At 71.9% G+C, this 19489-nt stretch carries 18 protein-coding genes; 7 read left to right on the plus strand and 11 right to left on the minus strand.

The genetic code is table 11. The features are described 5' to 3' along the window. Nucleotides 1–41 precede the first annotated feature (41 nt). A complete protein-coding gene (locus ACIBG4_RS28895) occupies nucleotides 42–1364 on the minus strand; it encodes a hypothetical protein (RefSeq protein WP_397204498.1) in 1323 nt (440 codons plus the stop codon). Between the two features lie 244 nt (nucleotides 1365–1608). Here ACIBG4_RS28895 and ACIBG4_RS28900 point away from each other — a divergent pair, with 244 nt between their 5' ends. Both ACIBG4_RS28900 and ACIBG4_RS28905 read left to right on the plus strand, forming a co-directional pair. Further along, nucleotides 1609–2124, plus strand: a complete 516-nt coding sequence (locus ACIBG4_RS28900) for a hypothetical protein (RefSeq protein ID WP_397204499.1) — start codon at nucleotides 1609–1611, stop codon at nucleotides 2122–2124. Between the two features lie 285 nt (nucleotides 2125–2409). Next, nucleotides 2410–3567 (plus strand): hypothetical protein, encoded by a 1158-nt coding sequence (locus tag ACIBG4_RS28905; protein WP_397204500.1) that lies wholly within the window; start codon nucleotides 2410–2412, stop codon nucleotides 3565–3567. 52 nt (nucleotides 3568–3619) lie between these two features. On the opposite strand, the gene ACIBG4_RS28910 is transcribed toward ACIBG4_RS28905, so the two are convergent. Continuing rightward, complete coding sequence (locus ACIBG4_RS28910) at nucleotides 3620–4552, minus strand: hypothetical protein (RefSeq protein WP_397204501.1); 933 nt, start codon at nucleotides 4550–4552, stop codon at nucleotides 3620–3622. A 196-nt stretch (nucleotides 4553–4748) separates the two neighbouring features. On the opposite strand from ACIBG4_RS28910, the gene ACIBG4_RS28915 reads away from it, so the two are divergent. Continuing rightward, nucleotides 4749–5504, plus strand: coding sequence for a glycosyltransferase (locus ACIBG4_RS28915; RefSeq protein ID WP_397204502.1), 756 nt, complete (start codon nucleotides 4749–4751; stop codon nucleotides 5502–5504). Nucleotides 5505–5510: 6 nt separating this feature from the next. Here the strand turns inward: ACIBG4_RS28915 and ACIBG4_RS28920 are convergent, their stop codons facing one another. Beyond that, entirely contained in the window at nucleotides 5511–6158 is a 648-nt protein-coding gene (locus tag ACIBG4_RS28920; RefSeq protein ID WP_397204503.1) for a TetR/AcrR family transcriptional regulator, read from the minus strand. Nucleotides 6159–6310: 152 nt separating this feature from the next. On the opposite strand from ACIBG4_RS28920, the gene ACIBG4_RS28925 reads away from it, so the two are divergent. After that, entirely contained in the window at nucleotides 6311–7342 is a 1032-nt protein-coding gene (locus ACIBG4_RS28925; RefSeq protein WP_397204504.1) for a medium chain dehydrogenase/reductase family protein, read from the plus strand. Here the strand turns inward: ACIBG4_RS28925 and ACIBG4_RS28930 are convergent. Beyond that, a complete protein-coding gene (locus ACIBG4_RS28930) occupies nucleotides 7332–7967 on the minus strand; it encodes a TetR/AcrR family transcriptional regulator (protein WP_397204505.1) in 636 nt (211 codons plus the stop codon). The two genes, ACIBG4_RS28925 and ACIBG4_RS28930, sit on opposite strands and share 11 nt — an antisense overlap. An 83-nt stretch (nucleotides 7968–8050) precedes the next feature. Here ACIBG4_RS28930 and ACIBG4_RS28935 point away from each other — a divergent pair, with 83 nt between their 5' ends. Next, nucleotides 8051–9253: a cytochrome P450 gene (locus tag ACIBG4_RS28935; protein ID WP_397204506.1), complete on the plus strand. Its 1203-nt coding sequence runs from the start codon at nucleotides 8051–8053 to the stop codon at nucleotides 9251–9253. A gap of 16 nt (nucleotides 9254–9269) precedes the next feature. Here ACIBG4_RS28935 and ACIBG4_RS28940 read toward each other — a convergent pair whose 3' ends face one another. Together ACIBG4_RS28940 and ACIBG4_RS28945 are read right to left on the minus strand one after the other, a co-directional pair. Beyond that, nucleotides 9270–10541 (minus strand): M1 family metallopeptidase, encoded by a 1272-nt coding sequence (locus ACIBG4_RS28940; protein ID WP_397204630.1) that lies wholly within the window; start codon nucleotides 10539–10541, stop codon nucleotides 9270–9272. Further along, on the minus strand, nucleotides 10538–14380 hold the full coding sequence (locus ACIBG4_RS28945; RefSeq protein ID WP_397204507.1) for a Pls/PosA family non-ribosomal peptide synthetase: 3843 nt from the start codon (nucleotides 14378–14380) through the stop codon (nucleotides 10538–10540). Before ACIBG4_RS28945 ends, ACIBG4_RS28940 begins: the two co-directional genes overlap by 4 nt. A gap of 123 nt (nucleotides 14381–14503) precedes the next feature. Between ACIBG4_RS28945 and ACIBG4_RS28950 the strand changes: the two genes are divergently transcribed. Continuing rightward, entirely contained in the window at nucleotides 14504–15742 is a 1239-nt protein-coding gene (locus tag ACIBG4_RS28950) for an FAD-dependent oxidoreductase (protein WP_397204508.1), read from the plus strand. A gap of 114 nt (nucleotides 15743–15856) precedes the next feature. Here ACIBG4_RS28950 and ACIBG4_RS28955 read toward each other — a convergent pair whose 3' ends face one another. After that, complete coding sequence (locus tag ACIBG4_RS28955; RefSeq protein ID WP_397204509.1) at nucleotides 15857–16699, minus strand: oxidoreductase; 843 nt, start codon at nucleotides 16697–16699, stop codon at nucleotides 15857–15859. A gap of 67 nt (nucleotides 16700–16766) precedes the next feature. Here ACIBG4_RS28955 and ACIBG4_RS28960 point away from each other — a divergent pair, with 67 nt between their 5' ends. Continuing rightward, complete coding sequence (locus ACIBG4_RS28960; RefSeq protein ID WP_397204510.1) at nucleotides 16767–17438, plus strand: DNA-binding response regulator; 672 nt, start codon at nucleotides 16767–16769, stop codon at nucleotides 17436–17438. Between the two features lie 16 nt (nucleotides 17439–17454). Here ACIBG4_RS28960 and ACIBG4_RS28965 read toward each other — a convergent pair whose 3' ends face one another. The 4 genes from ACIBG4_RS28965 to ACIBG4_RS28980 form a co-directional block, all read right to left on the minus strand. Further along, on the minus strand, nucleotides 17455–17841 hold the full coding sequence (locus ACIBG4_RS28965; protein WP_397204511.1) for a DoxX family protein: 387 nt from the start codon (nucleotides 17839–17841) through the stop codon (nucleotides 17455–17457). Between the two features lie 8 nt (nucleotides 17842–17849). Beyond that, nucleotides 17850–18710: an NAD(P)H-binding protein gene (locus ACIBG4_RS28970; protein ID WP_397204512.1), complete on the minus strand. Its 861-nt coding sequence runs from the start codon at nucleotides 18708–18710 to the stop codon at nucleotides 17850–17852. A gap of 93 nt (nucleotides 18711–18803) precedes the next feature. Continuing rightward, nucleotides 18804–19229, minus strand: a complete 426-nt coding sequence (locus ACIBG4_RS28975; protein ID WP_397204513.1) for a hypothetical protein — start codon at nucleotides 19227–19229, stop codon at nucleotides 18804–18806. Between the two features lie 5 nt (nucleotides 19230–19234). After that, nucleotides 19235–19477 carry a hypothetical protein gene (locus ACIBG4_RS28980; RefSeq protein ID WP_397204514.1) on the minus strand — a complete coding sequence of 81 codons (243 nt, stop codon included), beginning with the start codon at nucleotides 19475–19477 and terminating at the stop codon, nucleotides 19235–19237. Nucleotides 19478–19489: the final 12 nt, after the last annotated feature.

Genomic DNA, 19489 nt, shown 5'->3' on the forward strand with positions numbered 1-19489 from the left:
GAGTGACATTGCCGCAGCGTAGCGATGATCGCGGAGCGGCATCATCCCGCTGTCAGCGTCTGGGCGGGGCCGCCGATACGCTGCCAGGCGCCGGAGTCGCGGGACCAGCGGAGGATCTGGGAGCGATCTCCGGTCAGGACGTACACCGCCTCCCGGCCGACCGCCACCTCCGCGCCCGCCGCGCCGATGTCCTGCCAGGTCTGGCCGGTGACACGGGTCGCCGGCCCCGCCAGGACGCGCAGCCGCTCATGCGACGGGTCCGTGGCGAAGAGCCCGGCGGGGCCCCCGTACAGCTCCGCCGCCGGACCTGCCGCGTAGATCCAGGGCGGCCATGGGTGCGGCTGGTCGTCGGCGAGCCAGCGGTTGACCACGGAGCGGTCCGGGGTGAGGCCGTACAGATCGCTGTCGGTGAGCGCGAACGAGGCTCCGGCCGAGCCGACGGGCTTCCAGTCCGCGGGGCGGCCGGAGTACCGGAAGATCCAGCCGTCCTCCGGGCTCGTCGCGAACAGCCCCAACGCACCGCCGTACAACCGCACCGCCGGGCCGCCGATCTCGGTCCACGACATGCCCTGCCCGTTCCACACGTCGACGGAGTGACGGTCGGCGGGCATCCGGTAGACGTGTGCGCCACTGACCGCGAAGTCACTGACCGGCTCACTGATGCGTGACCACAGGCCGGGACGGCCCCCGTACTTGTAGAGGCGGTCGTCCAGTCCGATCGCGAACAGACCGGCGGGTCCGGAGTGGAGGCGCTTCGCGCCGTCGCCGATCCTGGTCCATCCGCTCGCGTCCGAGCCGTCCCATCGGAAGACGCCATGGCCACCCGGCCCCACGGCGAACACGTCGCCCCCGCCCGCGGGGCCCGGCCGGAGCAGCAGGGCGAGCACGGTGAGGACCGCGATCGCGGCGGCACCACCGGCGAGAATCAGGGCGCGTGGACGGGGTCTCCGCGCGGGCGCCTCGTCGGGGTTCGCGGCGGGCCCTTCCCGCGCGGCTGCCGGCTCAGCGAACGTAGGCGCAGGTCCGGGTGCAGGCGCAGGTGCAGGCGGCGGAGCCACTGGCGCCGGTGCCTGGTGTGCTCCTTCGAGGGCCGCGGCGTGCAGCCGGGCGGCGCTCTCCGCGCGAAGGTCACCGGTGTGCCCGTCCGGCGCGTGGTCCCGCACCAGCCGCATCAGCAGGTCCAACGGGATGATCTTCTGGCCCGAGCGGTACTCGCCCCAGAGCGTCTTCCCGACGTGGTAGCGGGCGGCGAGCTCGCGGACGGTCAGCCCGGCCGTGAGCGTCAGCAGGAACTCCGCCAGCTCGTTGGCCTGCGGCGTGCGGCCACGAGGGCCGCCCTGGGGCCTGCCCACCTTGCGGTTCATCGCAGCGGCCTCCTCCTGCGCCCCTTTCGCCCGATGATCAAGTCAACAGAACCCATTGTCCGCGGACAACCCCTTGTCCGGACTTCCTCGGCTCTTTCGCGCCGCTGCTTCCGGACAACCGCCGGCGCCGTCAGCCTTCGAGAAAGCCGGTGATCACCACCCGGGCCGCCTCGTCGCCCCGGGCTCCGTCAGGCCACCGGCCGTCAACCCGGCGAAGAACGCGCCACTGGATCTGGAGGATTTCGTGAACGGTAACCTCTTCCCGCGACTCGCCTCGGCGGCCCTGATCGCCGCCGCCATCGCCGCGTTGCCCGCACCCGCCGGCGCCGCGACCAACGGGTACACGCCCGAGCAGGTGTGCGGCGGTGGCTTCGCCAGGGTGAGCTCAGGCACCCGACCGGTGACCGACCACACGAACACCGTCCGGGGCTACGCGTACCTGCTCCACAACGCCCGCACCGGAGAGCACTGCGCCGTCACCGTCAAATCGGATTTCGTCGGCACCCCCACCATGACCAGGGCGACCCTCGTCGTGGAGACCAACACCATCTTCGGTCCCGCGAGATACACCGATCAGGGAGCCTTCAAGTTCTACGCGGGCCCGGTGAAAGCACGAACCAACGGCAAGTGCGTCTCCTTCGGAGGAGCGGTGAGCAGCGGGGCCGACGAGAGCGCGTCCGGCATCCGGGCCTCCGGCAGTTGGGGTGGCTACGGCGACTGCCCCAGGGACGCCATGCGCCAGAGGGGCAGCGCCCGATGATCTCCCGCCAGTCAACTTACGGACGGGGATGACAACGGCGGTGCGGCACGGTAAAACAGCACACAGCCCCTGGCGGAGATCGTCGATCTTGGTCGACGGCCTCTCCACCAGGGGCCTTCCTGCTGCTGGAAGCAAGAACGATGATCGCCGACGAAGCCGTGACCAGCGACGTCACGGTGGAATGAGCCCACTGCCTCGTGCCGAAGCACCGCCTCTGCCGCTGGACGGCATGAGCGGGTATCGACCCTCCAGGAGGACGACATCAAGACTTTTCCTCGTCAGGGAATGGACGACCGGCCCCGCTTACCGCTCGTCCGTGCGCTCGCCCGCAGTTCCTTCTCCGCCGCCGTCGCCCTCGCGGTCCTCGCCGCCGCCCTGTCCACGAGCGTCGTCACCGGCGCCGAATTCCGTACCCGCGGGTCGGAAGAGGTCGTCAGGGCCATCGACGCCCGGCCCAACGACGGCTCCGGCTACTGGCCGGACTTCTCGAACACCGGCTACGCCAACACGCCGGCCAACGCCGGCGGGCTGGGCCTGGGCGCGTACCCGGGGAAGCTCACCGACTACACGTCGGGCATGAGCGCCGACAAACCGTTGACGCTCAGGTTCCCCGACAACAGCGTCATCTCGTACAAGCGGTTCCTGAGCCTGAAGGTACTGATCTACGGCGACAATCTCACCTTCGTCGGTTGCCTGTTCGAGGGCACCAACCCCAACGACAATCTCGTCCAGATCTACTCGGACAACAACATCAAGTTCCTCTACTCGACGTTCAAGCCGAGCTCCTACGCGATGCCTCCCGGCAACGACGGGACCGTCTCGTCCTCCCCCACCAAGCCCGGAACGCCCTTCGACAAGTCCTGGCAGCTGGCCACGACGATGAAGGAAGCCGTGGCCGTCATGGACCACAATGACATCTGGGGCAACGCGGGCATGATCATGGTGACGGGCTTCCCGGGCCGCCCGTCGACCTGGACGAACAATTACATCCACGACATGGCCGACACCTCGCATGACGTCTACCACCACGACGGCATCGGCCCGCAGAGCGAGGGCGACGGCGGCCCCATGATCGTCGACCACAACACCCTGGCCTCCGTGGGGAACACCAACGCCCTGGCCCTGCAGGGAAGTGGCGTGTACGACCACATCTCGTTCACGAACAACTACGTCTCCGGCTGGGGCTATGCGGTCTCCATAGGCGTCGTGAACAACGCCACCAACATCACCGTCACCGACAACGTCTTCTCGGCAGAGCTCGAGCAGTTGTACGGCTTCCTGTACGGCAACATCTGGGGCGGCTCGGCGCGCGGCTCCACCTGGCGCCGCAACCTCATCCAGGCCCGTGCGGGAGACGACAACACCAGCTATTCGACAGCCGACAACGGCAGGTATCTCTGGCCGACCGGCACCGCGACCCATGCCACCGACTACACGGGCTGAGTCCCGTCACCTGTGACAACCGGAGTGCTGAGCGTGCCGCTTGACGGCGCCGCTACGAGAACCAGTCGGCGCCCAGCTCCTGGATGGTCCTACTACCCTTGGGCACCATCAACGCTTCGCTCAGCACCTGGTTGACGCTCTTCGGGTCGTTGACCATGGCGAACAGGAAGAAAGAACCGCCGTCCGCGGTACGGAAGCCGAAGACGGAGCCGTGGCCCGCGAAGGCGACGTACATCCCCTTGTTGACCGCGGGGAACGCCTTGCGGCTGAAGCTGTCCTTGGCCAGGCGGTAACCGGAGGCGCCCTCCTTCTTCTCGTTGTTCCAGAAGTTCTGGTACTCCTTGGCCACGGCGCGCGCCACGGCGTCGTCCATGTCGGTGATGTAACCGTCGGCGTCGAGCAGCGGCGCGGGCATCCGCCGGCCCCAGTGGATCGGGGTCGCGACGGCCAGCTTGAAGGGCTGACCTGGGGCGCGGAAGAACGCGAGCACGTGCGGGCGGGCATGACCCTTGGTGTCCTTGTAGGTGGCCTGCGCGATGAACCACTCACCGATCGGCGGCTGCCGCTCCGGTCTGGGCAGGTAGACCGTCGGGGCGCCGATCAGGTGGATCGGCTTGTGCCCCGGCTTCCACCCGAAGCTCTCATGGTTGCGTTCGAGCACGCCCTGGTGCAGCGCCCCCTCGACGAACAGCGCTTCCAGCAGGGCGTTCTGCCGCCACCACTTCCGCGTCTCCAGCATCGCGTCGTACTTGGCCACCCACTGCCGCACGGCCTGCCCGGCCTGCGGGATGGTCAGCGCCGCCTTGGCCGCGGAGGGAGTGGCGGAGGGAGTGGGAGCGGCGCTCGCGGAGGGCGTGGCGCCGGACGGCGGTGACGCGACCGGGGCCGGCGTGGGGTGGCCGGCGGGCCGGGCGGCCGGCCCGGGGATCACCCCACAGCCGCACAGGCTCAGGACAAGGGCCAGGATCAACAGCGTTCCACGCACCAGCGACTACTCCAGGACGATCTGCGTGGCACGGAGCAGGTAGCGCTCGCCGTGCCGGTGCAGCACCGTATCCGGCCGCGGGACAAGCCGCCAACTGGCACTTACGGGTGGAAATGGATCAGTGCTCGGAAGTGGTTCTTCCAGGGGACCCGACAGAGATCACGCACAGACGAAGCTCGAAAGGTGGGCCGACCAGGTGCCCTTGCTCTCCATCGTCACGCCGAGCCACCAGCCCGTGCGCGAACAACTCCTGGAGGCCTACGAATCCGTCCGCTCGCAGAAACTGCCCGCGGACTGGGAGGTCGAGTGGGTCATCCAGGAGGACGGTGACACCGGAGCGGTCAGGGACATTCTGCCCGGCGATCCCATGGTGAAGTTCGCCACAGGGCGCCGAGGCGGGGTCGCGCTGACGCGGAACATCGCCCTCGCCCGCGCCGGTGGTGAGCTGGTGCGGAATCTCGACCAGGACGACGTGCTCACCCCCGGCGCGCTCGCCCGCGACATCGACGTCCTGTCGTCGGACCCCCTCGTCCAGTGGACCACCTCCCCGGCTCTCGACCTGATGCCCGACGGCTCGACGGTCGGGTTCGACACCGACCCGGCGCCGGGACGGATAGAACCGGGATTCGTGCTCGAACACTGGCGCACTCACGACTACCGGCTTCCGGTGCACCCCACCACCATCTGCATCCGGCGGGAGTTAGCCGTCGCCCTCGGTGGCTGGATGGGGGTTCCGGGGTCGGACGACACCGGCCTGCTCGTACCGGCCAGCGTCGTCAGCTACGGCTACTTCCACAGCGAGGTGGGCCTGCTCTACCGGAAGTGGCCGGGGCAGGAGACGGCGGCCACCGGCCACTACGCGCCGGCCGAGTGGACCCTGCGCATGCGGCTCATCGAGCAGCGCGCCGAGACGGTGCGCAGACTGTGGCCGCAGATCATCGGAACCCGGTGATCGTGGTCAGCGCGCCGCCAGGTCGTCCAGTTCGGCCTGGAAGAGCAGCGCGGGGTCGAATCCCATCCCGGTGAAGTGGCCGGCGAGCTCCAGCGACAGGACGCCGTGCAGCCGGGTCCAGAAACGCAGGGCCCGGTGGAGGGCCGCCGGCGAGGCGGGGTGGCCCTCCGCCCACTGGCGGTGCTCGTCGAGGTGGGCGTCGAACGGCGTCGCGGGGCCGTCGGAGGGCAGCGCGGCGCAGGCGTCGAGCAGCGTCGCCATGATCTCGGACGCGATCGCGGTGATGTCGTCGGGCGCGTGGTAGCCGGGGACGGGTGTGCCGTAGATGAGGAAGTACCGCTGAGGGTCGTCGAGCGCCCACGCGCGCAGCGCGCGGGCCAGCGCGGCGGCGTCCGGGCCGGTTTCGGAGGCCGCGCGGAAGGTGTCGGCGAGGCTCCGGTACGCGTCCCTGATGAGCTCGGTGATCAGCTCGTCGCGACCGGCGAAGTACCGGTAGAGCGCGGGCCCGCTCATGCCCATGTGCTTGGCGATCGCGTTGAGGGACAGCGCGGACGCCCCCGCCGTGGCGATCTGCTCCCACGCGCGCTCCTTGATCTCCGCCCGCACCTGAGTGCGGTAGCGCTCACGCGGGGCCTTCGTGCCTGTCTGCGCCATGACCTGCCGTCGCCGCCTTCCTTACCCGATTGGTTACATCCTCAAGGATTGGTTAGAAGGTATCACGCTGCCCGTTGACATCGCCCATCTGCGTGCGTTAGAACCTATAACGAACGAGAGAGCACGTAACGCGCAACGCAGTGGAGGTCGTCATGAGCACCGAAGGACTCGTCGAGGTCGTCCTGCCGGGCAAGGTGGAGCCGGAAGGGCTGCGGATCAGGCACGGAGCCGTCCCCTCCGCCGGACCGGGCCAGGTCCTGATCCGGATGGAGGCGACCGGGGTCTCCTTCGCCGAGCAGCAGATGCGCCGCGGCCGCTACTACGACCAGCCGCCGTTCCCGTTCGTGCCCGGCTACGACCTGGTCGGCACGGTGCTGGCGACCGGTGCGGGTGTCGACCCGGGCCTGGCCGGCACCCGGGTGGCCGCGCTGGTCAAGGTCGGCGGCTGGGCCAGCCATGTGATCGTCGACGCGGCCGACGTGGTGGAGGTGCCCGAGGGGGTCGGCGCGGCGGAGGCGGAGACCGTGGTGGTCAACGGCATCACCGCCTGGCAGATGCTGCACCGCAAGGCACGGGTCCGCGCGGGTCAGACCGTTCTGGTCCACGGTGCCAACGGCGGCGTCGGCTCGGTCCTGGTCCAGCTGGCGCGGGCCGCGGGCGTGAAGGTGATCGGCACGGCGTCCGCGCGCCACCACGACGCCCTGCGGCAGCGCGGCGTGCTCCCCGTCGACTACCGCACCGAGGACGTCGCCAAGCGCGTCCGCGAGCTCGCCCCCGGCGGGGTGGACGCCGTCTTCGACCACGTCGGCGGCCGCGGTGTCGTCGACTCCTGGCGCCTCCTCGCGCCCGGCGGCACGCTCGTCTCGTACGGCAGCGCCTCCACCCGCGACGACGAGGGGTCCAAGCAGTGGCCCGTGTTCAAGCTGCTCGGCCGGGTGTGGCTGTGGAACGCCCTGCCCAACCGCCGACGCGCCTACTTCTTCAACGTCTGGGCCGGCCGGGCGCTGGCCAGGAACCGGTTCCGGGCCCGGCTGCGCGCCGACCTCACCCAGGTCTTCGCCGCCCTCCAGCGCGGCGACGTCACCGCCCAGATCGCCGCCCAGCTCCCGCTCGCCCGCGTCAGCGAAGCCGTGCGGCTGGCCGAGTCCGGCACCGTCGCCGGAAAGGTCGTCCTCAATCCGTAGAGCCGTCTCCCCGGTACAGGGCCATCAGCAGCGGCCGGGTCAGGGCGGCCATCTCGTCGGGTGGGCTCGGGCATCCACGCTGAAGCCAGTCCGTGGCGACGCCGATGAGCGCTCCCGCGGTGAACGCGGCGGGCACGTCGTGCGGGGTCTGAGCCGGGTAGTCCGCGGGGGCGTCGTCGCCGGTGGCGGTCCGGTGGGCGCCGACGTGCGCGGCGACGGTGGCGCGGCGGCGCACGTGGTCGACGACGCGCGCGCTCCCCTCGGGCCCCAGCACCCCGCGGTAGAGACGGGCGTGCTCGGCGAGGTGGGCGAAGAAGGTCAGCAGGGTGCCGGTCGTCGTGTCCGGGACGTCGCCGGCCCCGGGGTTGGGGATGGCCTCGATCAGGTCGTCGATCATGGCGGTGCAGGCCGCGTCGGCCAGCTCGTGCACGTCACGGAAGTGGTCGTAGAACGTGGAGCGGCTCACCCCGGCGCGTTCGGCGACGTCGGCCACGCTGATCCGGGACAGCTCGCGGTCCTGGACGAGGTCGATCAGCGCGTGCCGCAGGGCCGCCTGCGTGCGGCGCACCCGCGGGTCGCCCAGGTCACCGCCTCTGTCCCGGTCTCTGTCTCTGGTGAGGGCCACGCCTCAGTGTACTGACGCCTACATCTGTAGGTTAGCCTGCACTTGTAGGGAAGTTGGATTGGCATGTCTGATGGGGGACACCCGTGACCACTGACTCCGCTGAGACGCTCCAGATCACCCGCACCTGCCCTTACGCTCCGCCGGAGCAGCACCTTCGATTCCTGCGCGAGGAGTCGGTCGCCAAGGTCGAGCTGCCCGGTGGTTCGAGCGCCTGGATCGCCACTCGCTACCAGGACATCCGCACGGTCCTGAGCGACCCGCGCTTCAGCGCCGACCGCCGCCATCCCAACGCCCCCAGGCTGAACGGCGAGACGGAGGCCGGCCAGTCGCCGCTGCCCAAGATGATGCTGGAGATGGACCCGCCCGAGCACGGCCCGGCGCGGCGCGCGGTGGTCGGGGAGTTCACGGTCAGGCGCATGGCGGCGCTGCGCCCGCGCATCCAGCAGATCGTGGACGAGCACCTCGACGCCATGCTGGCCGGCCCGCGCCCGGCCGACCTGGTGCAGGCGCTGGCCCTGCCGGTGCCCTCGCTGGTGATCTGTGAGCTGCTCGGCGTGCCGTACGAGGAGCACGAGTTCTTCCAGACGCACTCCGCGCAGCTGCTCGACCGCACCATCACGGCGCAGGAGCGGCAGCACGCGGCCCTCGAACTGGCCGTCTACCTGGACAAGCTGATCAGGGTCAAGGAGGAGAACCCCACCGACGACCTGCTCAGCCGCCAGGTGGTCAAGCAGCGCGAGAGCGGCCAGGTGGACCATGGAGCGCTGCTCAGCCTGGCGTTCCTGCTGCTGATCGCCGGGCACGAGACCACGGCGAACATGATCTCGCTGGGCACGTACATGCTGCTGCGGCATCCCGACGCGCTCGCCGCGCTGCGCGAGGACCCGGCCAAGACGCCGGGCGCGGTGGAGGAGCTCCTGCGGCACTTCACCATCGCGGAGTTCGCGATCATGCGGATCGCGGTCGAGGACGTGGAGCTCGGCGGCACGGTCATCCCGGCGGGGGAAGGCGTGCTCACGCTCGCCAACGCCGGCAACCGCGATCCGGAGGTGTTCGCCGACCCGGACGCCTTCGACATCGAGCGCGACGCCCGCAGCCACCTGGCCTTCGGCTACGGCCCGCACCAGTGCCTGGGCCAGAACCTGGCCCGCGTGGAGCTGGAGATCGTCTTCAACACCCTGTTCCGGCGGGTCCCCGGCCTGCGGCTGGCCGTCCCCGCCGAGCAGCTCTCGTTCAAGGACGAGGCCACCGTCTACGGGATGCACGAGCTGCCCGTCACCTGGTGACGGCGGCGCCGTGACCTCAGGCGGCCGGTGGGAGGGGCTTGTCGTGCAGCCAGGCGGACAGCAGCGGACCCACCGGCCGCGTGGTGTGCCGCTGGACGTGCTCGGCGAAGTCCCGCGTGCTGACGTTGCCGTACCGGCGCGCCGCGGTCCAGGCGCGCAGGACGGCGAAGAAGTCCCCGTCGCCCAGCGTCCGCCGCAGCGCGTGCACGGTCAGCGCGCCCCGCTTGTACACCCGGTCGTCGAACAGCAGATCCACGCCGGGATCGGCCAGCACGAAGTCCTGCGGCAGCCCGGCCAGCCGCTGATGCCAGCGCCGGGCGTGCTCGGCGGCGGGCGGGCCGCCGGACGCCTCGGACCAGAGCCACTCGGCGTACGTGGCGAAGCCCTCCTGCAGCCAGATGTCGCTCCAGCAGGACACCGTGAGGCTGTTGCCGAACCACTGGTGCGCCAGCTCGTGCGCGACCAGCCGCTCGAACCCGCGCCGGCCGTCCACGTGGTTCCGGCCGAAGATCGACATGCCCTGCGCCTCGACCGGGATGTCCAGGTCGTCATCGGCCACGACGGCGACGTAGCCGCTGAACGGGTAGGGGCCGAACCGGTCGGCGAACACCGCCATCATCTCGCCCTGCCGGCCGAAGTCGTGCCGGACGCGGGCGCCCAGGCGCGCCGGGTGGGCCAGCCGGGTGCCCGCGACCTCGGCGAGCTCGTACCGCCCGATCTGCACGCTGGCCAGGTAGCCGGCCATGGGCTCCGGCTGGTCGTAGATCCAGGTCGTGGTCCCGGCCCCGCGGCGCCGGCCGGTGAGCACGCCGTTCGCGACGACCAGGTACGGCGACGCGGTCGTCACGGTCATCCGGTACGACGCCTTGTCGTCGGGCCGGTCGTTGCACGGGAACCAGGAGGGCGCGCCGATCGGCTGGCCGGCCACCAGCGCGCCGTCGGTCAGCTCCTCCCATCCCACGCCGCCCCAGGGACTCGGCACCGGCACGGGGTTGCCCGAGTAGCGGACCTCGACGACCGCGCCGCCTCCAGCGGGCAGCGGCCTGGGCAGGGTGACCCGCAGCTTGCCCCGGCCGTGCTGGTGGCGGGCCTGGACCCCGTCCACGGTGACGCCCGAGACCCGGAACCGGCCGAGGTCCAGGTCGAGCACGCCGAGGGGCTCGGCGGCCGACACGGTCAGCCGGGCCGTGCCGTCGAGCCGGTTGCCCACCACCCGGTACTTCAGCGTCAGGTCGTAGTGCGACACCCCGTACCGATGGTCGCCGTGCGCGGGGAAGTACGACGTCATCGCCACGCCGAGATGGGATTGCCGAACCAGCGCGTACGAGCGGGCACCGCCTCACCGCGCATGACCAGCGACGCGGGCCCGACCGTGGTGTCGGCCCCCACCCGCGCGGCGGGTAGCACCACACCGTGCGGGCCCAGCGTCGCGCCGGCCTCCAGGGTCACCGTGTCCATGCTCATGACCCGGTCGTGGAACAGGTGGGTCTGCAGGACGCAGCCCCGGTTGACGCAGGCGCCGTCCCCGAGCGTCACCAGATCCGCCTCCGGCAGCCAGTACGTGTCACAGGTGACCCCATGCCCGATGCGCGCCCCGAGCGAACGCAACCACGCGTTCAACGGCGCCGTCCCCAGCCACGGCCGCGCGAACCAGGGCGCCGCCAGCACCTCCACGAAGTTGTCCGCGAGCTCGTTGCGCCACACGAACGAGCTCCACAGCGGCCGGCTGCCCGCTCTGATCCGGCCGACCAGCGCCCACTTCGCGGCCGTCGCCACCGTCGCGGCGGCCACGCCCGCGAGCGCCAGCACCACGCCGCCCAGCGCGAGCGCCGCGGCGAAGCCGTAGCCGGCCGCCAGCCACTCGAAGGCGGCCGCGACCAGGACCGCGAGCGCGACCGCGCACATCGCGGGCACCACCCGGAACGCCTCGACCAGCGCCCTGGCCGCCTTGTACCGGGCGGGCGGGTCATAGGTGCGGCTCCGGTCGCCCTCCTCGGCGGTACGGCGCAGCTCCATGGGCGGCATGCCCACGTACGACGAGCCGGACCTGGCCTTCTTCGGCGTCGCCGACAGCACCCCGACCAGGCCGTCCTTGGGCACCTTGCGGCCGGGCGCGGTCATCCCCGAGTTGCCGAGGAAGGCGCGCTTGCCGATGCGGGCCGAGGCGATGCGCATCCAGCCGCCGTCCAGCTCGTACGGGGCGACCATCGTGTCGTCGGCCAGGAAGGCGCCGTCGCCGACGGACGTCATCGAGGGCAGCGCCAGGACCGTGGACAGCTCGGCGCCGCGGCCCACCTTCATGCCGAGCGCCCGCAGCCACGCGGGCGTCAGGACGCTGGCGTACAGGGGGAACAGCCAGACGCGCGCCGAGGCCATCAGCCGGCCCGTCGCCCACGCCTGCCAGGCCTGGCGGCTGTGCACGGGATGGCGTCCCGCGCGCAGGCCCATGCCGAGCAGCCGCACGCTGACCAGCGTGACCAGCGCGTAGGCGGCCATGCCGGCGATCGTCGCCGGCGGCACGCCCGGCAGGGCGGCTGCCACGGCCTGGCCGAGCGTGCGCGCGTCGCCGGCGAACCCGGCCAGCACCGCGAGCCCGGCTCCGGCCGCGACCACTGGCAGCAGGCTGAGCACGACGGCGGTCAGCCCGTACAGCGCGGCCCAGAACCGGGAGCGGGCGGGCCGCTCCGCCGGCCGCGACCTGCGCGACTTGCCCTGCCTGAACGCGGGGGCGCCGGCCCAGAGCCGCCCTGCCGGCACGCTCCCGGTGACCGCCGATCCGGGGGCGATCTCGGCGTTCTTCCCGATTCTCGTGCCGGGCAGCAGCGTCGAGCGGGAGCCGACCCTCGCGCCGGCGCCGATCCTGATCTCGCCGATGTGCAGCCGGTCGCCGTCGTACCAGTGGCCGCAGAGATCGACCTCCTGCTCGACCGACGCGCCCCTGCCCAGCTTGAGCAGCCCGGTGACGGGGGGTGGCGAGTGCAGGTCGGCGTCGTCCCCCACCTGCGCGCCCAGCAGCCGGGCGTACCACGTCAGGTAGGGGGCGCCGGCCAGGTCGGGAACGCCGAGCCGCTCGGCGAACCGCTCCGCGAACCACAACCTCAGGTGTACGGCGCCGCCGCGCGGATGACTACCCGGCCGCACGCCGCGCAGCAGGAGCCGGGCCACGGCCGCCGACAGTCCCATCCGCCCGGGAGGGGTGACGAACAGCAGCGCGCCCAGTGTCACCCACCACCACGACAGGGCGGGGGCCCACGCGGGCGCCAGGACGTTGCCGACCGCGGCGAGCAGCACGATCCAGCGGATCGCGCCCACGCCCAGCAGCGGGATCATGAGCGCCGACTGCGCCAGCGCGGCCCGTCGGGGCATCGGCGTCACGGGCCGCCGGCCCGGCTCCGCCTCGCCCCGGCCGTCCAGCAACCGCGCCAGCCCGCCGAGCGTCGGCCGCGCGTACACGTCGCCCACGGCCACGTCGGGATGGTCGGCGCGCAGCACCGACACCAGCCGGGCCGCCGCCAGGCTCGTGCCGCCGTCGGCGAAGAAGTCGGCGTCCCGTCCGCTCGGCGCCACGCCGAGGACGGCGGTCCACCGCTCGGCCAGCGACGCCTCGGCCGGGCTCAGCCCGCCCTCCGGCGGGACGGGCGGCGTGGCCAGCGGCCAGGGCAGCGCGTCACGGTCGATCTTCCCCGAGGTCCGGACCGGGAGCGCGTCGATCGGCGCCAGGCGCGGCACCAGGGCCGCGGGCAGCGAGTCGGCGAGCAGCTCCCGCGCCCGGCGGAGGTCGAAACCGGGCTCGGCGACGACGTAGCCGACCAGCACCTGGTGGCCGCCGCCGGCGGTGCGGACGGCCGCGGCCGCGCCCGCGACCCCGGGCAGCGCCCGCAGCGCGGCGTCCACCTCGCCCAGCTCGATCCGGCGCCCGCCCAGCTTCACCTGGTCGTCGGCGCGGCCGGCGAAGACGAGGCCCTCGGGGTCGGCCCGTACCAGGTCGCCGCTGCGGTAGGCGCGCCCCCAGCCCAGCGACGGCAGCGGCGCGTACTTCTCGGCGTCCTTGACCGGGTCCAGGTAGCGGGCCAGGCCCACGCCGCCGATCACCAGCTCGCCGGTCTCCCCCATCGCGACCGGCTCGCCCGCGCCGTCGACCACCGCCAGGTCCCACCCGTCGAGCGGCAGGCCGATGCGTACCGGGCCGTCGCCGGTGAGCCGGGCCGCGGAGGCCACCACCGTCGCCTCGGTGGGCCCGTAGGTGTTCCACACCTCACGCCCCGGTACGGCGAGCCGCTCGGCCAGCTCGGGCGGGCAGGCCTCCCCGCCGAAGATGAGCAGCCGGATGCCGTCGAGGTGCTCGGCGGGCCACAGAGCGGCCAGCGTGGGCACGGTCGAGACGGCGGTGATCCGCTGCTCCGCCAGCCAGGGGCCGAGGTCCATCCCGGTGCGTACGAGGGCTCGGGGCGCGGGCACCAGGCAGGCGCCGTGCCGCCACGCCAGCCACATCTCCTCGCAGGAGGCGTCGAAGGCCACCGACAACCCGGCGAGCACCCGGTCGCCGGGGCCCAGCGGCCGCTCCCCCAGGAAGAGCCCGGCCTCGGCGTCCACGAACGCGGCCGCCGACCGGTGCGTCACCGCGACGCCCTTCGGCCGGCCGGTCGAGCCGGAGGTGAAGATGATCCACGCGTCGTCGTCGAGGGCGGGCGGCGCGGGGGCCGACGCGGCGCTGCCGCTCACCGTCAGCTCGCCCGAGATGACCGCGCCCACCTCGGCCTCGGCGAAGACCAGCGCGGCCCGTTCCGCCGGGTCGTCGGCGTCGACGGGCACGTACGCGGCGCCGGCGGCGAGCACGGCGAGGATGGACAGGTACAGCTCGGCTGTTCCCGACGCGACGCGCACGCCGACCCGGTCGCCGTGGCCGACCCCTGCCGCGCCCAGCTCGGCGACGAGCCGGTCCACCTCGGCGCGCAGCGAGCGGTAGTCGAGGCGCACGGTGCCGTCGTCGATCGCGAGCGCGTGCGGGTGCCGGCGCGTGGTGTCGTCGAGGACGTCGACGAGGGTACGGGGCGGCGTCGCGAGCACGCCCGCGGGGTAGATCGCGGTCGCCGTTCTGGCGCGTAACTCGGCCGGGTTGCTGGGCAAGCAGTGCTCCCTCGGATCGGCGACCGCTGACATTGAAGGGTACGCGCCGTGCCCGCGTGATCGGCCCCCTACTCTTTCCCGGCATTTCATCGTACGATGAATTAAAGCCTGGAAGGGAGAGCCATGATCACGCGAAACACCGGCGTCCTGGTGTGCGGCGGCGGACCGGCGGGCATGATGCTGGGCCTGCTGCTGGCCAGGGCGGGGATCGAGGTCACCGTGCTGGAGAAGCACGGCGACTTCCTGCGCGACTTCCGGGGGGACACCGTCCATCCCTCCACCGTCCGCCTCATGGACGAGCTCGGCCTCGGCGAGGGCTTCCGCGCCCTGCCGCAGAGCCGCCTGGGCAACCTGTCGTTCCCCGCCTCCGACGGCAGCATGATCGCCTTCGCCGACTTCGGGATGCTGCCCGCGCCGTACGACTACGTCGCGATGGTGCCCCAGTGGGACCTGCTCGCCTTCCTCGCCAAGGCGGCCGCCGACGAGCCGGGCTTCTCGCTGCGCATGAACACCGAGGCGACCGCGCTGGTCAGAGACGGCGAGAAGGTCGTCGGAGTCAGGTACCGCACGGCGGACGGCGAGGAAGGGGAGATCCGCGCCGAGCTGACGGTGGGGTGCGACGGCAGGCACTCCACCCTCCGGCGGGCCGCGGGCCTGGTGCCGGAGGAGTTCCGGGTGCCGTTCGACGTCTGGTGGTTCCGCCTGCCCAAGTGGGAGAGCGACGCGGGCGTGCCCGCCGGCATCGTGCCGGTCGCGCGGGGCTCCGAGGCGCTGATCTCCCTGACTCGCGAGGACTTCTACCAGGTGGCGTACTTCACCGCCAAAGGCTCCGACGCGCGGCTGCGGGCGGAGGGGATCGAGCGGTTCCGTGAGCGGGTCGCCCGCCTGCGGCCGGACTTCGCCGGCCACGTGGACCACCTCAGGAGCATGGACGAGGTGTTCGTGCTCGACGTGAAGCTGAACCGGCTCGAACGCTGGCACCTCGACGGGCTGCTGCTCATCGGCGACGCCGCGCACGCCATGTCGCCCGCCGGCGGCGTGGGCATCAACCTCGCCGTCCAGGACGCGGTGGCCGCCGCCGCCATCCTCGCCGAGCCCCTGCGGCGGCACGCCGTCACGCCGGCCGACCTGGCCGCCGTGCAGCGGCGCAGGCACCGGCCCACCGTGATCGTCCAGGCGTTCCAGCGGATGCTCCAGCGGGTCGTCTTCGAGCCGCTGTTCGCGGGCAGGTTCTCCGGGCCGCCCAGGACGCTCCTGCTTCTCAGCCGCCTGGTTCCCCGGCTTCGCGCGATACCGGCGCGGTTCGTGGGCTTCGGCCCGCGGCCGGAGCACGCGCCGGCCTTCGCGCGCAGGCGTCCCTAGCGGTCCGGCCCGTCAGCCGCACAGGCGTCCTTGGCGGTCCGGCCCGTCAGCCGCGCACGCGTCCTTGGCGGCCCGGCCCGTCAGCCGCGCACGCGTCCTTGGCGGCCCGGCCCGTCAGCCGCGCAGGTCGGACAGGTCCTCCTCGCTGAGACTGAGCTCGTTCGCCGCGAGGTTCTCCGCCAGGTGGTCGAGAGCACCGGTGCCCGGGATCGCCAGCACCGACGGTGACGTCGCCAGCAGCAGGGCGATCTGCACCTGCGCGGTGGTGGCGCCCAGGCGTGCCGCGACCTTGCCGAGCCGTTCGACGTCGAGAGGGTCGCGGCCACCGCCGAGCAGGAAGAACGGCACGTACGCGATACCCGCCTCCTCGCATTCCGCCAGCAGCCCCATGTCGTCGCTGTAGGCGTTCTGCACCGCCGCGACGGGCGCGATCGCCCGGGCCTCGGCGAGCTGGGCGGCGTCGACGTTGCTGACGCCCAGGTGCCGGATCAGCCCTTCCGCCCGCAGCTCGGCCAGCACCGCGAACCGTTCGGCGATCGACTCGCCACCCGGCCCGGTGATCCCGCCCACCCGCAGGTAGACCAGGTCGAGCCGGTCCAGCCCGAGGGAGCGCAGATCCGCCTCGACCAGGCCGCGCAGCTGATCAGGGGTCGCCTGCCCGCTCGGCACACCGTCCGGCGCGAGCAGCGGCCCGACCTTCGTCGCGATCACCAGGTCGTCACGGTAGGGGGTCAACGCCGTACGGATCAGCTCGTTGGCCCACACCCCTTCCCGGCCGTAGAAGCCGGCCGTGTCGATGTGGTTCACGCCCAGCTCCACGGCGCGCCGGAGCACCGCGACGCCGTTCTCGGGGGCTCGCGTCGGACCGTCGAAGGTGCCCATGGCCAGGCGCATCGCGCCGAAGCCGAGCCGGTTGACCGTCAGGTCTCCGCCGAGGGAGAAAGTCTTCGTCGTCATGAGGCTCATGGTGTCCGCCGCCACCTCGCCCGGCGAGCTGGTGGCAGCTTGCTGCCAGACTGGCAGGATGCGCAATGAACAGGTGTTCTCCGTCCAAGGGGACGCGGAGTTGCTCGCGCGTGCCGGCCATCTCTTCGAGTCCGCGTACACCGAGTTCCTGTGCGCCGCCCGGGACCTCAGGACCTGGTCGCAACCGGAGGCCAGGGCGGCGATCCGGCACCGGATGCGGGCCCCGGACTCCCCCGGCTTCACCTCCCGCAAGCTGCTCAGCCCGGTGGCGCTCGCCGAGGAGGAGGCCCGCGCGCACCTGCGGCAGGTGCAGAGCCAGGGGGCCGTCGTCCGGATCAGCAGCTCGCCGCTGCCGCACGAGACGATCATCATCGACCGGCGGGTGATGATCCTCGCCGGCAAGGACACCCCCGCCGGCCGCGAGTACACCGTGACGACGTCGCAGATCCTGGTCGACGGTGTCTACTCCCTGTTCTCGGCGATCTGGGACAACTCCCTTGACCTCGACACCTATCTGCGCGGCGACCTCCCCCATCTCGACGCCGACGGCCGCACCATCCTCGAAGCCCTCGGCTCGGGACTCACCGACGAGGCGGCGGCCAGACGGCTCGGCGTCTCGCTGCGCACCTACCGGCGGCGCGTCGCCGAGCTGATGGCCAAGCTGGAGGCCGACTCCCGCTTCCAGGCCGGGCTGCGCGCGGGCGAGCTGGGTCTGCCCCGCCGGGCGTAGGGCTCGACCAGGGCTCTCAGCGTGTCGTGTCCAGGACGAGCGCGGGGTCGAGGGCCAGGGTGCCGACCGCCAGGCCGAGGAACCCGATCGCCAGGTAGAACTGCGGGGAGAAGTCGCTGACGCGCAGGTGGGTGTACAGCGCGCAGACGAAGTACAGGACGAGCCCGGCCGCGGCCGCCGTGCCGATGAGCGGCACGCCGAGCAGTCCCAGCGCCAGCCCGAGCGCGCCCAGGGCCTTGAGCGCGCCGATCGGCCAGAACAGCCACGACTGCGGCACGCCGGCCCGGTCGAGTGCCGGGCCGAGGGTACGCATGATCGGCGCCAGCCGGGTCATGGCCGCGAATCCGGAGAACGTGTTGACGGCGACGGTCACCAGAGCCGTGACGACGTAGGCGGTCGACATGGGCCGATTCATCCGTTCCGGAAGGCGGAGAGGTGGTGGGCCACCCAGTCGGCGTAGGTCCGGGCCGGACGGCCGAGGGCCCTGTCCACGTCCCCGGTCACGGGATTCTGGTCCCGGCCCAGGTAGTGGGCATACCTGGCCATCAGGGCGCCGGCCCATGGCTCGGGAAACCCGTTGCCGGCCAGGCGCCGGGCGGCGACCTGCGCCGGGATCTCCTCGAAGCGCAGCGGCCTGCCGAGCGCGGAGGCGATCACACCGACCATCTCCTCGTGCGACAGCGACTGCGGCCCGGTGAGCTCCAGCCTGCGGCCCACGAGCTCGTCGGTGAGCAGCGCGCGAACCGCGACCTCGGCCAGGTCCCGCTCGTCGATCGGGGACTCCCGGAACGTGGCGTACACGTAGCGGACGACGTCGCCCGCGCGGATCTGGGCGCCCCACGCCTGCGCGGTGTTGCCGGCGAAGCTGCCGGCCCGGAGGCTGGTCCAGGCCAGGCCGCTGGCGACGGCCGCCTCCTCGGCCTCCTTGTTGCGATCGCCCCGCCAGCGGGACGGCTGCAGGTCGAACGGGTCGTCGATGTTCATGGCGGAGAGGGCCACCACCTTGCTCACGCCCCGCTCGGCGGCCAGGGCGAGCAGCCGGTCGGCGGTGTCGCCGAAGGTGCGCGGGTGCAGGAAGACGGCCTCGACGCCGTCGAAGTGGGCGGTCATCGTGTCCGGCCGGGCCGGGTCGCCCCGGACGATCTCCACCTCGGCCGGAAGGCCGGCGTGCTCGGGTGAGCGGCTGACGGCGCGCACGGGGACGCCTTCGGCGGAGAGCCGCTCGGTGATGAGACGTCCGATGGTGCCGGTCGCACCGGTTATGAGGATCATGGGGTTCTCTCTCGTGGGCAGGAGTTCGTTGGCGCATATGAGAGAGAAACCAGGGCTTGTGGTGTGACGCCGAGGGCGGGGATGTGACTCAGATCACGATGGCGCGGGCTTGTCGAGGAGGAGAGGTTTGAGCTGGCGGAAGAACTCGGTCGCGTCGGCCAGCGAGTCCCGGCCGGGGGCGTGCTCGATGATGTTGACGGTGAGAAGACGCTGGTGGTCGGGCGTCCATCCGTAGACGAAAGCGATGGTCTTGTCCTTGGCGTTCTTGCGCCGCGCTGCGAAGCCTGGCCCCAATGCCTCGGGCAGATCACTCCCCCGAGTGGACAGCTTGGTGTTCTCCAGGTCTTCCGCGTCATCCGGCGACGGGTCGAAGACTTCGATCAGGAGGCCCAGACTGCTGTCGGACGCACCTCTCTCACGCACCGTGCATGACGCGAAACGCCGGCCCATATCCATTTTCGTGCCAGAGGCCATGCCGTTGATCAGTTGCGTCATCAGCGCGGGGTTGATGCCGACCATGGGGCTCACCGGGGGGCCGCCCCCTCGGACGGCCGCACGGAGTCCAGCACCGACAGGGCCCGGGTGAACAGGTCCTTGAAGCCCCGGTCCCACGCGCGCAGATCGGCGGCCAGCCTGTCCCCGGCCTCGCCTTTCAGCGCGCCGTCATCGACCAGCCGGACGAGCGCGATCACGTCGTTCGCATGCTCGTCGCGTAATCGCTCGATATGACGCCGGGCGGCGTCGATCTCTTCCTGCGTCGCCATCATCGCCCGATCTCG

Source organism: Nonomuraea sp. NPDC050383 (assembly GCF_044459125.1).
Lineage (GTDB): Bacteria > Actinomycetota > Actinomycetes > Streptosporangiales > Streptosporangiaceae > Nonomuraea.

Coding starts and splice junctions, on each gene's coding strand:
- ACIBG4_RS28955 (WP_397204509.1), bottom strand. CDS start 16,699: ATGACGACGAAGACTTTCTCCCTCGGCGGAGACCTGACGGTCAACCGG.
- ACIBG4_RS28950 (WP_397204508.1), top strand. CDS start 14,504: ATGATCACGCGAAACACCGGCGTCCTGGTGTGCGGCGGCGGACCGGCG.
- ACIBG4_RS28970 (WP_397204512.1), bottom strand. CDS start 18,710: ATGATCCTCATAACCGGTGCGACCGGCACCATCGGACGTCTCATCACC.
- ACIBG4_RS28905 (WP_397204500.1), top strand. CDS start 2,410: ATGGACGACCGGCCCCGCTTACCGCTCGTCCGTGCGCTCGCCCGCAGT.
- ACIBG4_RS28940 (WP_397204630.1), bottom strand. CDS start 10,541: ATGACGTCGTACTTCCCCGCGCACGGCGACCATCGGTACGGGGTGTCG.
- ACIBG4_RS28980 (WP_397204514.1), bottom strand. CDS start 19,477: ATGATGGCGACGCAGGAAGAGATCGACGCCGCCCGGCGTCATATCGAG.
- ACIBG4_RS28895 (WP_397204498.1), bottom strand. CDS start 1,364: ATGAACCGCAAGGTGGGCAGGCCCCAGGGCGGCCCTCGTGGCCGCACG.
- ACIBG4_RS28925 (WP_397204504.1), top strand. CDS start 6,311: ATGAGCACCGAAGGACTCGTCGAGGTCGTCCTGCCGGGCAAGGTGGAG.
- ACIBG4_RS28965 (WP_397204511.1), bottom strand. CDS start 17,841: ATGTCGACCGCCTACGTCGTCACGGCTCTGGTGACCGTCGCCGTCAAC.
- ACIBG4_RS28975 (WP_397204513.1), bottom strand. CDS start 19,229: ATGGTCGGCATCAACCCCGCGCTGATGACGCAACTGATCAACGGCATG.
- ACIBG4_RS28920 (WP_397204503.1), bottom strand. CDS start 6,158: ATGGCGCAGACAGGCACGAAGGCCCCGCGTGAGCGCTACCGCACTCAG.
- ACIBG4_RS28960 (WP_397204510.1), top strand. CDS start 16,767: ATGCGCAATGAACAGGTGTTCTCCGTCCAAGGGGACGCGGAGTTGCTC.